This is a genomic window from Pseudomonas sp. 13159349 (assembly GCF_013305685.1).
Classification (GTDB): Bacteria; Pseudomonadota; Gammaproteobacteria; order Pseudomonadales; family Pseudomonadaceae; genus Aquipseudomonas; species Aquipseudomonas asiatica.
This window is the reverse complement of sequence record NZ_CP045553.1, coordinates 2,273,409-2,285,546: the sequence shown is the minus strand read 5'-3', so window position 1 is coordinate 2,285,546 and position 12,138 is coordinate 2,273,409. Positions and strand designations below refer to the sequence as shown.

General features: G+C 63.0%; 11 protein-coding genes. 4 read left to right on the top strand and 7 right to left on the bottom strand.

Annotation, left to right across the window (positions count from 1 at the left end):
* Positions 1-58: 58 nt before the first annotated feature.
* The gene (locus tag GEV38_RS10780) at positions 59-595 is read right to left on the bottom strand and encodes a thioredoxin family protein (RefSeq protein WP_225903900.1); all 537 of its coding nucleotides are present in this window, start codon (positions 593-595) and stop codon (positions 59-61) included.
* Positions 585-860, bottom strand: coding sequence for a DUF2790 domain-containing protein (locus GEV38_RS10775; RefSeq protein WP_054572704.1), 276 nt, complete (start codon positions 858-860; stop codon positions 585-587). The genes GEV38_RS10780 and GEV38_RS10775 overlap by 11 nt, the downstream gene beginning before the upstream one ends.
* A 220-nt stretch (positions 861-1,080) precedes the next feature.
* On the opposite strand from GEV38_RS10775, the gene GEV38_RS10770 reads away from it, so the two are divergent.
* The 4 genes from GEV38_RS10770 (at position 1,081) to GEV38_RS10755 (ending at position 4,473) form a co-directional block, all read left to right on the top strand.
* On the top strand, positions 1,081-1,821 hold the full coding sequence (locus GEV38_RS10770; protein ID WP_003250463.1) for a response regulator: 741 nt from the start codon (positions 1,081-1,083) through the stop codon (positions 1,819-1,821).
* Positions 1,818-3,104 carry a HAMP domain-containing sensor histidine kinase gene (locus GEV38_RS10765; protein ID WP_015269763.1) on the top strand — a complete coding sequence of 429 codons (1,287 nt, stop codon included), beginning with the start codon at positions 1,818-1,820 and terminating at the stop codon, positions 3,102-3,104. Before GEV38_RS10770 ends, GEV38_RS10765 begins: the two co-directional genes overlap by 4 nt.
* A gap of 248 nt (positions 3,105-3,352) precedes the next feature.
* On the top strand, positions 3,353-3,970 hold the full coding sequence (locus GEV38_RS10760) for a ferric reductase-like transmembrane domain-containing protein (protein ID WP_015269762.1): 618 nt from the start codon (positions 3,353-3,355) through the stop codon (positions 3,968-3,970).
* A 14-nt stretch (positions 3,971-3,984) separates the two neighbouring features.
* Positions 3,985-4,473: a DoxX family protein gene (locus GEV38_RS10755; RefSeq protein WP_054572705.1), complete on the top strand. Its 489-nt coding sequence runs from the start codon at positions 3,985-3,987 to the stop codon at positions 4,471-4,473.
* Positions 4,474-4,623: 150 nt separating this feature from the next.
* On the opposite strand, the gene GEV38_RS10750 is transcribed toward GEV38_RS10755, so the two are convergent.
* From GEV38_RS10750 to GEV38_RS10730, 5 genes are all read right to left on the bottom strand, one after another.
* Positions 4,624-5,322, bottom strand: coding sequence for a DUF2063 domain-containing protein (locus tag GEV38_RS10750; RefSeq protein WP_173895802.1), 699 nt, complete (start codon positions 5,320-5,322; stop codon positions 4,624-4,626).
* Positions 5,315-6,163 carry a DUF692 domain-containing protein gene (locus GEV38_RS10745; protein ID WP_015269759.1) on the bottom strand — a complete coding sequence of 283 codons (849 nt, stop codon included), beginning with the start codon at positions 6,161-6,163 and terminating at the stop codon, positions 5,315-5,317. The genes GEV38_RS10750 and GEV38_RS10745 overlap by 8 nt, the downstream gene beginning before the upstream one ends.
* Positions 6,164-6,239: 76 nt before the next feature.
* Complete coding sequence (locus tag GEV38_RS10740; RefSeq protein WP_013971966.1) at positions 6,240-6,731, bottom strand: hypothetical protein; 492 nt, start codon at positions 6,729-6,731, stop codon at positions 6,240-6,242.
* A gap of 163 nt (positions 6,732-6,894) precedes the next feature.
* Positions 6,895-7,449, bottom strand: coding sequence for a DUF4174 domain-containing protein (locus GEV38_RS10735; RefSeq protein WP_015269758.1), 555 nt, complete (start codon positions 7,447-7,449; stop codon positions 6,895-6,897).
* A gap of 199 nt (positions 7,450-7,648) precedes the next feature.
* Positions 7,649-12,136, bottom strand: coding sequence for an NEL-type E3 ubiquitin ligase domain-containing protein (locus GEV38_RS10730; RefSeq protein WP_173895793.1), 4,488 nt, complete (start codon positions 12,134-12,136; stop codon positions 7,649-7,651).
* Between the last annotated feature and the right edge of the window lie 2 nt (positions 12,137-12,138).

The window sequence follows — 12,138 nt, the reverse complement described above, 5'->3', positions numbered from 1 at the left end:
TGATTACGCAAATCCCTGTGGGAGCGGGCAAGCCCGCGAAGAGGCCGGCACAGACAACTCACCCTTTCTCATCCAGCAACGTCTGTATCACCTGCTCCTGCCCACCATAATCCCCCTCGCCAAAGTGCACATGGCGCACCTGCCCCTTGCGGTCGACAAAGTAGTGTGCCGGCCAGAACTGGTTGCCCCAGGCATTCCACACCTTGTAGTCGTTATCCACCGCCACCGGGTAAGCGATCCCCAGGCTGGCCACCTTGTCACGCAAGGTGCCTACATCGTGCTCGTAGTCGTACTCCGGGGTGTGCACGCCGACCACCACCAGGCCCTGGTCGGCATAGCGCCGCGCCCATTCGTTCACATGCGGCAGGCTGCGCCGGCAGTTGATGCAGTCCCAGGTCCAGAAGTCCACCAGCACCACCTTGCCCTTGAGCCCGGGGCCATCCAGCGGCGCCGAGTTAAGCCACTGGCTGGCGCCGGACAGCGACGGCATGGCACCGTAGCTGTCGCGGGCCATCAGGTGCCCGCCCAGACCCAGGCCGGCCAGCGCCAGGGCAATGCCGCCAACCTTCAACAACAAGCGGCGATCAATTCTCATGGCAACCGCCGGTGGCATAGGTGCGGTACTGCACGCTCTGCCGCTGGCCCTTGGAGTCGAGGTAGTCCATGCGGGTGTTCACCAGGCCGCAGGCGTCGCTCTGGTCATCCTGTATCGACAGCACTTTCTTCACATCCAGGTGGTCACCGTAGCGGTACTGCATGACCCCGCTGTCGTCCATCGGCATGGTGGAGGCCTGGGCGGCAATGGCGCCGAAGCTGAGCACGGCAAGCAGGCTGGCACGGGCGAAGGTATTGAAGTTCATGGCATCTCTCCTGTGTAACGCTTGAGGGTGGGGAGTTGCGCTCCCCGGTCGAGAGCCATTTCACGCCGGCCAGGTATCCCGTATGTGTCGCCCGAAGCTGTGATGTGCTTCCTCCTGTGTCTGTACGCATGGCAGATACACTGCAATACAAACCCCCGCAGGCAAGCGCGAACGCGCTCGGTACACTGCGCCCATCCCCTCTTGAACAGGAACGCAGCGCATGGAACACGTCGATCACATCCTGATCGTCGACGACGACCGCGAAATCCGCGAACTGGTCGGCAACTACCTGAAGAAGAACGGCCTGCGCACCAGCATCGTCGCCGACGGCCGGCAGATGCGCGCCTTTCTCGAAGCCAACAGCGTCGACCTGATCGTTCTGGACATCATGATGCCCGGCGACGACGGCCTGCTGTTGTGCCGCGAGCTGCGCGCCGGCAAGCACCGCAACACCCCGGTGCTGATGCTGACCGCCCGCAACGACGAAACCGACCGCATCATCGGCCTGGAAATGGGCGCCGACGATTACCTGACCAAGCCGTTCTCGGCCCGGGAACTGCTGGCCCGCATCAACGCCGTGCTGCGCCGCACGCGCATGCTGCCGCCCAACCTGACCATCAGCGAAAGCAGCCGCCTGCTCGGCTTCGGCCAGTGGCGGCTGGACACCACCGCGCGCCACCTGCTCGACAGCGAAGGCACCCTGGTAGCCCTGAGCGGTGCCGAATACCGCCTGCTGCGGGTGTTTCTCGACCACCCGCAGCGGGTGCTCAGCCGTGAGCAGTTGCTCAACCTGACCCAGGGCCGCGAAGCCGACATCTTCGACCGCTCCATCGACCTGCTGGTCAGCCGCCTGCGCCAGCGCCTGGGTGACGACGCCCGCGAACCCAGCTGCATCAAGACCGTGCGCAGCGAGGGCTACGTGTTCTCGCTGCCGGTGCAACTGCTCGAGTCACCATCATGAAGTGGCCACGTACCCTGGCCTCGCGCCTGGCACTTATCTTCTTCACCGGCCTGGTGCTGGCCTACGGCCTGTCGTTCGGGCTGCAGGCCTACGAGCGCTACATCAGCAGCCGCTCGATGATGCTCAGCACCCTGGAGCAGGACGTGGCCACCTCGGTGGCCATCCTCGACCGCCTGCCCGCGGCCGAGCGCCCCGCCTGGCTGCCGCGTCTGGAGCGGCGTACCTACCGCTACCGGCTGGACCAGGGCCTGGCGGGCGAAGCCATGCCGACCAGCGACCCGCCCATGGCCGCGGACTCGATCGTCAAGGCCATTGGCGCCGACTATCGCCTTTCCTTCCAGGAAATCCCCGGCCCGAATGCGCACTTCCAGGCCCACCTGACCCTCGCCGATGGCGCTCCGCTGACCATCGACGTAACCCCGTCGCCGCTCCCGGTGGCACGTTGGCTGCCCGTGGTGCTGCTGATCCAGTTGGCCGTGCTGTTGCTGTGCACCTGGCTGGCGGTACGCCTGGCGATCGGCCCGCTGACCCGTCTGGCCCGCGCGGTGGACAATCTCGACCCGGACAAGCCTGGCGTGCAGCTGGATGAAAGCGGCCCGCGCGAGGTGCGCTACGCCGCCGTGGCCTTCAACGCCCTGCAGGCGCGCATCGCTGCCTACCTCAAGGAACGCATGCAGTTGCTGGCGGCCATTTCCCACGACCTGCAAACACCGATCACGCGCATGAAACTGCGTGTCGAAGTGATGGACGAAGGAGTAGAGAAGGACAAGCTGTGGAACGACCTTGGCGAGATGGAGCATCTGGTGCGCGAAGGCGTTGCCTATGCCCGCAGCATGGATACCAGCACCGAGGCACCGTGCCGGGTCAACCTCGATGCCTTTCTCGACAGCCTGGTGTTCGACTACCAGGACAGTGGTGCCCAGGTGCTGCGCCATGGCAGCAGCGGCAGCCTGCTGGAAACCCGCCCGCATGCCCTGCGTCGGGTGCTGGTGAACCTGGTGGACAACGCCCTCAAGTTTGCTGGTGCTGCCGAGCTGGAGGTATGCCGCGAAGGGGACCTGACCGTGATCCGAGTGCTCGACAACGGGCCAGGCATCCCCGGTGGCGAACTGGATGAAGTACTCAAGCCGTTCTATCGCGTGGAAGGCTCACGCAACCGCAGCACCGGCGGCACCGGGCTGGGGTTGGCGATTGCCCATCAGCTGATCCAGGCCATGGGCGGCCGACTGACCCTGAGCAACCGCGCAGGCGGCGGGCTGTGCGCGCAGATCGAGCTGAAGTAAGGCAATCTCAGGTAGGAGCGGCCTTGTGTCGCGATCGGGCCGCAAAGCGGCCCCGGCAATTCATGCGGCGAAGCTGAAAACCTGGGGCTGCTTCGCAGCCCATCGCGACACAAGGCCGCTCCTACAGGGACTGCGGCGCTTGAGCGACTTCTACAATCCGATACACAACCCCACCACCGCCGACACACTGCAGATACCCCACCCCGACACACTCCCGGTCACACAACCACACCCCGGGAGCCTCCCTGATGAAACCCCTCACCCTTCCCTCCGGCTGGAAGCTGTTCGCCACGCTCGCCGGCCTGACCCTGGCGATGACCGCCGTGGTCCTGGCCAGCCAACCTGATCCGGACGGCCTGCGCAGTGCGATCCGTGCCACTGCGCGCAGCTCCTTCGCGCTATTCCTGCTGGCCTTTCTGGCCTCGTCGCTGGTGACCTTGCTGCCTGGCACCAGCAGCCGCCGCATCCTCCAGGAACGGCGCTATCTGGGGTTGGCATTCGCCTTTTCCCACACCGTGCACGGCGTACTGATCTACCGCTATGCCCAGCAATTCCCCGAGCTGTTCTGGGCCGGCCGCACGTTTACTTCCAGCCTGCCCGGCACCCTCGGCTACCTGTTCCTGCTGCTGCTCACCATCACCTCGTTCAAGGCCCCGATGCGCCTGTTGGGTGGCCATGCCTGGCAGGCCCTGCACAGTACCGGCATGTGGGTACTGGCCGCGGTGTTCTGCCTGTCGTTCTACAAACGCATCCCCATGGGCGGCTGGTACCCGCTGGCGTTCGCCCTGATGTTCAGCGCCATCGCCGTCAAGCTCACCGCCAAGCTGGCCCGTCAGCAACGCCGTAACGCCCGTGCCCTTTCCTGAAGAGAGAATCCAACATGACCACCTTGACCCGCACCCTGACCACCTTCGACCGCTTCGGTACCTGGAGCGCCGACCTGCCATTGCGGCTGTTTCTGGCCTGGGAGTTTTTTGAATCCGGCTGGGAGAAATTCAATGGCAGCAACTGGTTCGCCGACCTGCAGGCGAACTTCCCGTTCCCCTTCAACCTGCTGCCTGCAGAGCTGAACTGGCAGCTGTCGATGTGGGCGGAGCTGATCCTGCCGTTACTGCTGTTGTTGGGGCTGGGTACCCGGCTGGCCTCGTTTGGGCTGATGGTGGTGACCGTGGTGGCGATTGCCGCGGTGCATTGGCCGGCGCACTGGTCGAGCCTGGCCGAACTGGCCCAAGGTTATGCGATTACCGACCAGGGCTTTGGCAACTTCAAGCTGCCGCTGATCTACCTGGTGGCGTTGCTGCCACTGCTGCTGAAAGGGGCTGGGCGGTTGAGCCTGGATCATTGGCTCAGAGGGCGGTTCTGCAGGTGATATCGCCGGGGCTGCGTTGCAGCCCATCGCCGCGGTTCGTCGCCACGACAAGCCAGCTCCCACAGGTACTGCGCAAGATTCTGGGCATGCGCTGTACCTGTGGGAGCTGGCTTGCCGGCGATTGGGCGCAAAGCGCCCCAATACCACGATTCAACATGTACCGATGATGACCCCCTGCTCGCGCAGCCCCTCCAGCAACGGCAGCCCCTCCTCCACAGCACCGCCCAACGCCTGCAACCGCGCCCGCCCACTGCCCTGTTCCAGCGCCAGCAACCGGTACGCCAGCGGCGCCAGGCGCGCGAAGCGCACCTTCAGCCCCGCATCGCGATAAACCAGCAACAAGGTCGGCGCCTCTGGCGCGACCGCTGGCTGGTAATCCGCCCCGATCCGCTCCACCGGCCAGCGATAGGCCAACACCCGCGCCACACACGACAACAGTGGCTCCCCTTCCAGCAGGTCGCCTGCCGGGTCATGGGGCGGGTCCTGCGCATCGCTCAGATACAACTGCGCCTCGACCCACTCATAGTGCGCCAGCTCCAGCTGCCAGGGTGCATCCAGTTCGATGCCTTGCAGGTAATCGACGAACGCTTCGGCAATCTCGGTGAACAACGGTGTCTGGCTGCGATAGTTGGCATAGAAGTCTCGCACTCGGGCATGCCAGCGCGGTTCACCCAACGCCTGGCGCATCACCGGAAAACTGCCGGCCAGCAAACCTTCGATAGCACCATAGAACAGCTCGCGGTAAACCTTCAGGCGCCGGGCCTCCACGCCCGGCGGCGGCGCATGGCGCTGCGGGTCACGCAGGTGTCGGGCCAAGGTGTACTGCTGCTCACGCAAGGCCTCATTCATCTGCATGCCCTCCAGAAGCACGCTGCACAGCACGGATGCGCGCCGTTTCGGCGAGCAGTTCGACCAGCGGCGGGTAGTTGAAATCACGCTCGAGTACCGTCGGTTGCACACCGAAACGCTTACAGGCGACCGCGTACAGCGCCCACACATCCTCCTTCACCGCAGCCCCATGGGTGTCTACCTTGAGGTCCGGCGCTTCATCGTAATGGCCAGCCACGTGCATGCCGGTGACCCGCGCCTGGGGCAAGCCCGCCAGGAATTCGCGGGCGTCGTAGCCGTGATTGCAGGCGTTGACGAATACGTTGTTGACGTCCAGCAGCAGGTCGCAGTCGGCCTCATCGAGGACCGCACGGATGAAATCGAGTTCGCTCAACGCCTGGTACGGCGCCGCGTAGTAGCTGATGTTTTCCACGGCAATACGCCGCTCCAGGTGTTCCTGGGCCTGGCGAATCCGCGCGGCCACATGGTGCACCGCTTCGTCGGTGAACGGAATGGGCATCAGGTCATACAGGTGCCCGTCATCACTGCAGTAGCTCAGGTGCTCGCTGTACAGGCGCACCTGGTGGCGATCGAGAAACTGGCGGGTCTGGCCAAGGAAATGGCGGTCCAGCGGCTCGCTGCCACCCAGCGACAACGACAGCCCGTGGCAGGTAATGGCAAAACGCTCGGCCAACTGCGCCAGGCCCTTGCCATAGGCACCACCCACGGCAATCCAGTTTTCCGGTGCGCATTCCAGGAAGTCCACGGCGCCAGCCTCCATGGCCAGCAGTTCCGGCAACAGGCCGCGGCGCAGGCCAAGCCCGGTCTGTAACGGTGCAGGGGGCAAAGATGTGGGGTGCATGAACAGGTCTCCGCAACAGGCACAACGCCCCGCCTGACCAGCAGGAGGGGCGTTGCGCGGTTCATGGGGCAGAAGGTCAGGACTTGCCGGTCAGGTGGCTGAACAATCCTTCGGGCATGGCCTTGCCATTAGCCTGGTAGATCGCCTTGAGGTGATCCGCCGCCTCCTGTTCGGAGATGAAGCCATCATGGTTGCTGTCGATCTTGTCGAAGTCGCCGGCACGGTCCTTGGCCACCGCCAGGAACTCGTCGCGAGAGACCTTGCCGTCGTGGTTGCTGTCGGTCTTGGCGAACGAGGCATCACCACACTTGCCCTCGCCACACTTGCCTTCGGCCCCGGCCTTGGCGCTGGCGCCGCACTTGCCCTCACCGCATTTGCCTTCGCCTTGGGTGGCCTTTGCGCTGCCACCACATTTGCCTTCACCACACTTGCCCTCGCCTGCCACCTTGGCCGAAGCCAGCTGGTAACCCTGGGCCAACGGCTCGACGGCAAAAGCGCTGCTGCTCAAAGCCATGCTGCCGATCAGGGCAGCGCCGAGCAGGCCGAGGGTGTTTCGTACTTGAGTCATGGTGTCGCTCCACTGTGGTTGGAATGTGGAGCCATTAGGCCGTTGCGGTATGTCGTGGATGTATCGCGCGGGGTGCGGTTTTGTATGGGAATGGGTCTGCAGCGTGGGCAGATACAGTGGGATACACAACGGCCCCAAGGTGCCTCGGGGCCGTCGTGCAGGGTCAGTCTTCCAGCGGCTTGGGCGGCGCGGCAGGTTTGGCGGGCTTGGCGGGCTTGCTGTCCTTGGCCTTGGCTTCCGGTGCCGCTGCAGCCACAGGTTCGGGCGCCGTCATGGCTTTTTCGCTGGCAGGCAGCTCATCGACCGCCTTGAAAATAACCTGCGGGTCAATGGCCCCGCCCTCCTCATCGTCCTTGAGCATGTGCCGTTCACCGTCCTTGCCCACCAGGATCACCTTGGTGCCTTTGCTGGCACCCAGCTTCAACTCGCGGATCAAGGCCATGGTAGTCTGCTGCTCCAGGTTCTTGTCCTCACGCTTGCCCATCATGTTGGCAACGCTGTAGAGCACCAGGTTTCGCTCCTTGAAGGCGGCCTGGGTGGCCGGATCCTTGAGAGCCTCGTTCAACCCACGCAACGTCGGGTCGGCGCTGCTGGGCGCAATGACGACCAAGGGCCTGGCCTTGCCCAGTTCCTTGGCCAGCGGCGCGTCACTGTCGGCAGCAAACACAGGGCCGACGAGCGCGAGCAAGGTGGCGAGGGTCAGTGACCGGACGAGCATGCGTATCTCCTTATTCTCTCGATAAACCAGAAGACTACAGATCAGGGCGAAAGATCCGACAAGCGAGCGTAAACCAGCAAAAGGCCTCCATGTTTGAATGAACAGTAACCGGCGGTTACCAAGTGCGGTCGCTCCCCGTCCCGAGCCCGAAAAAGTACCTCTATCACTTGTAGCTTGAGCATAGTCCAATGCGCCCTGGTCATACCGGCCGTTGCAGAGCCTCGATGGTCAGTTGAAGCTCGGTCCTCTCGGTCCACAGCCTGATTTCCGCCATCAACCTGGCGGCGTCCTCGGCATTGGCATCCTCTGCCAACTGGTTCTGAAAACTTGGCGGCACTTCCAGTTCACGCACGTAGCGTTTCTCGAGATAATTTCTCCAGAACGGTTGCTGGACCATCCACACTGCCACCGATTGGTCTGTCTCGTTACGCCTGATTTGATCAGCCGCGCGCATCACCGAAGCGTCATCCAGGTCCGGGATGCCCGCGTGTAGCATGCTCCGCGCGTTGCCAGGGAGGCCCAGGTCCTCGCGCAAGCGGATCGAGTAGGCCAGCGCCCATTCGATCGACTCATTGCCCGCACCTGCAGCCTCAGCCTCGCGCAAGGCGATGAAGTCAACCTCCTGTTGCCTCCACAACTGCCGCGCCAGTTTCACCAGGGCTTGTTCCTGGCTGCCAGAGGGGGCAGCCTGCTCGGCGTCCCACACAAGGCATCGGATTTCAAGCTGCTGGAAGACCACCGTGGCATTGTCGGCGCAGTTCTCGACCAGTGCATGGGCGAAAATTTCATTGGCCAGTGCTGCTGAGTTGTCCACCTTTTCCATCATGGCCAGAACGCGTGAGGCCAGCATTTCCCCATATCGAGGATGGGTGAAGTCTTGCGAGCGCGTAAGCTGTTTCAGCAGTTGCATGAAGTTCGTCACCCCATCCATTTGCTCGATAGTGCTCCAGCGGATACCCAGATTTTCGCGTTCCACACCGTCCAGGCGGTCCATCCAACGAAACCTGTGAGGGACTGAACTGTCCTCCGGAATGTTCCAGGCCTCCTGCACATCTTCAGCCTGTTGCAGCAGCACAGGATTGCCTGACAGCGCCACGTAGCCTTCCCGCCACAACCGGGACTGGATGAAGTTAGGGGGCAACAGATTGATGAAGTTGTTGGAAGCATCGAGCATGTACAACGTCTGACAATCCGTGATGCCCTCGGGCAGCAATACCAACCCGGCATTGCGCAAACGCAGTTCGGCCAACTGGTTCATCTGCGCCACAGAAAAGGTCATGTTCAAGCGATTGTGCGAAAGGTTCAGGTAGCGTAACCGGCTGCATTGCGCCAGCACTTGAGCCTGGGACTCGTCCAGAGAGATGCGATTGCCGGACAAGTCGAGTATGCGCAAGTCATTGAGCAACGACAGGCTCTCTGGCAGACGTTGCAACTTGTTGTAGCTCAGTTCCAGCGAGCTCAGATTGGGGAATGAAAGCAGGAATTGCTCTGGTACCTCCTTCAGCAACAGGCTGCGCAGGGAAAGCTCGGTAACGTGCGGGAAGCTGAAGAGTGGGCCCAATTCAGGCAATGAGCGCAGGTCATACGCGCTGAACTGCCAAGTTACCGTCAGACGTTCATGCTGAGCGAGAACCTGAGCGGGCACCCGTTCCCGCCAGCATTGCATGAGTGCTTTGCGAAACCGCTTGCGCTCGGGTCGATCGCGATTCAGCAACCCTCGCCACTCCCAGCTTTTCAGGTGGTCGTTCAACCTGCGGGCCTGCTCTTCGAGCACACCGAGTTCGGTGTCGGTATCACGCCCCGAAGCATGCAAGGTGGTCAGCCAATCTTCGATCTGCTCATCACTGTACGCTGGGTAAAGGTCGCGCAGGCGCGCCTCGAACGCCCGGGGTCGAGACGCAGACCGGGCAAAGCATCCCTGGCAGCCGCCCAGCGGGTATCCGACCCTGCCATCCTCCAGGCGCACTGGCGCCAGCATCCATGGCTGTCGAGGGTTTTTGCCCAACACCTGGGCGAGTACCCTGCTGTGCCCGGGCATTTGCCGAGCCAACACTGCTCTCAAACTCGGGGCGTAGGGTTCAGTGATACCGAGTGCCGCATGATCGGCCGGGGCAAACGCTTCCGCCAAGGTCTCGAACAGCTCGCCGGGGCCGCGCAGCTCGAGGCCTAACGCGTTCTCAAGCTCGAACCGCCCGTTGTCATGCACAAGCCTGTAGTTCTGCCCGTCGCCAGCAGTAGTCATTATCGGCTGCGGGCTACCGCCATCGTACAGCCGCCAGCGCGGCCTGGTCTCCCTGACATCCAGAGTCTCCAACAGTGTCAGCGCGACCTTGGCCTGGTCCAGGGTCTGGGGCGTCTCGATGAACAGCGCCTCGCAGGCACGCGCAACGCGTATGCGCAGTACGCTCAGCCTGGCCCTTTCGACCAACCGGAGCGGCACTGTGCCGCCGACCAGTGCCTGAAATTCCGCACCTTCTGCCGACAGCTCGCCCACAAGCTCGCGCGCCGCTCGGCAATGCAGGCTCGGGAACGCCTTGCGCAAGGTTGCCACCGCCGCATCGTCTGGCTCCTGCTGCCCGTCATACACCTGTTGAAACAGCTGGCGCCGCCTTGCCGAGACCTGCGCCGCCAATGCTGGCCCGCCCTGCTCGGTGACGCCAGGCAGGGCGCGGGCCTTCGCCAGCAACGGCGCGTCCTCCGGCACCCGCCCGAGCTTCAAATCGTCCAGCAGGGTTTGCAGCCGGCGATCGATCAGCAGGCGCTCTACGGTATCGACCAGCTCGGCCTCAGGTGGCCGGCCGTACACATGCAGCGCCCGTAGATGGTCTGCATCCAGAGCATGGACGGCCATGGCCTGGTCAATCTGTTCATCATCCAGGCGAGCGAAACGCTCACCAAGGCGGCGGAACATCCTGTGCTTGTCTGTCCAGCTGGCCGGTTGCTCGGTCCATAGCCGCCAGGCACCGGCGTCATTGTGACGCAACAAAGGTCCATGACCACCTCGTGGTGCCAGTTGCCACTCTTCATCTGCGCGCTGGACGATTTCGTAGTTGTGGCCGTCCATGATCATCCAGCTTCTGTCCTGGGCACGGTAGATGCCCATTGCATCGGCCACTTCCCCAGCGGGAGGTGCAGCGCTGCGAAACGGCACCAGGTCTCCATTCCAGAGCTTCTCGCTGCCGTCTTCCAGGCGCGCTGGCACCCACTGGTCCAATGCGGCCCAGGCCCGGCTCGCTTCCCGCCATACCACGGCGGTGACACCGATCACGGCCAGGTCTTTGGTCACGTTGAGCACATGCTCCATTGCGGCGCTGGTATCGCCCTCGCGCCAGTCTTCAACGGCCTGGAACAGCTCGCCCAGCAGGTCCCAGACCATTACCGCCAGCAGCAGTGCATTGAGTGCGGGGATGAACACGCCCGCCACCGTGGCCAGGGTCCAACCCTCGGCAACCAACCTTTGCCGATGGGCTTCCTGGGCCTTGCGGTCAAGGTCTGACACCGGCGTTGCAATCAGCGCAGCATCGTCCTTGATATGGGCAATGCGCGCGGCGGCAAGTTGGGCGAACAACGGCAGCGGGTAGTCCCGCATGTGCTGGTCCATTTCCCGAGTTGCCCAATCGGCGACGCCCACCAGTTCCTTGGCAACCCTGGAGAAGAACTGCTGGCTGTCGCGCCGGCGTACGAAGCGTTTGAAGAAATCCTGATAGCGCTTGTCTCGCAGACGCTTGCCCAAGACCTTGCGGGTGAAGCTTTCCAGGTCGGGGCTTGCGGTCCAGGGACCGTGGGGGTCATCGGGAATATAGACAATGATCTTGCGGCTGACCTTGTCATGAAATACATCGAGTATCACGATCTGTTGCAAGTCGCAGCCGAACGCCTTCAGTTGCCGGGCCACCACTTTCGATTCGTAGAGCGTGCCGGGGCGTCCGTGCTTGCACAGGTCCACCACCAGTTCCAGTTCAGCGGCGTTCAGTACGCCATCACTCTTGGCCTTGCACGCATCGATCAGCATGACCGAGCTGTAAAGCTGGGCAAGCGTCGAAGCCATGCTGCGCCAGCCGCTTGCCTGGCTGCTCGGCGCTTTGAGTACACTGTCCAGGTGCTGTTGATAGCGCCTGCCCAGATCCAGCTTGCGGCACAAGCGTGCGAAGGCTGGCGCGGTTGGTGAGGGGAGCCGTTGCGACAGGCTGTCGACGATGCAGTTGTCCTTGTGCTGTTCGTTCCGCCCCTCGCCCGGCGTGAAGTTGTCCAGTGCCGCCTCGATCAGCGGTACGTCGAAATAGTCCTTTTCCACCACCGGGTAGCGCCCCCACACGGTGCCCTGGCTGGGAGCGGTGTAGGTGTACCAGCGCCTGAAATACAGGCCATCGACATTTTCCGTGGTGCCGAATTCTTCCTGCATGGCGTGTCGAAGCAGCGGCTTGACGAAACGGTCGATGCCCTCGATTCGCGCAAGCTCCTTTTCCAGCCACTGTCGACAGGCCAGGCTGTCTTTCAACGCGTCGCGTAATGCAGCATGCTGCGATTCATACAGACCGTTGGCCGGGATGTTCTGCTCGGTCAGCGATACGATTCGCAGCCGGCGAATCCATCTGGGCAGTCGCTTGACGATGAGGTTGTCCTGATAGGCCTGCTCCATGGCCAGCGTATCGGCAGTTGGCGGTTGTTCCTGGCTGGGTGTAGTCACGT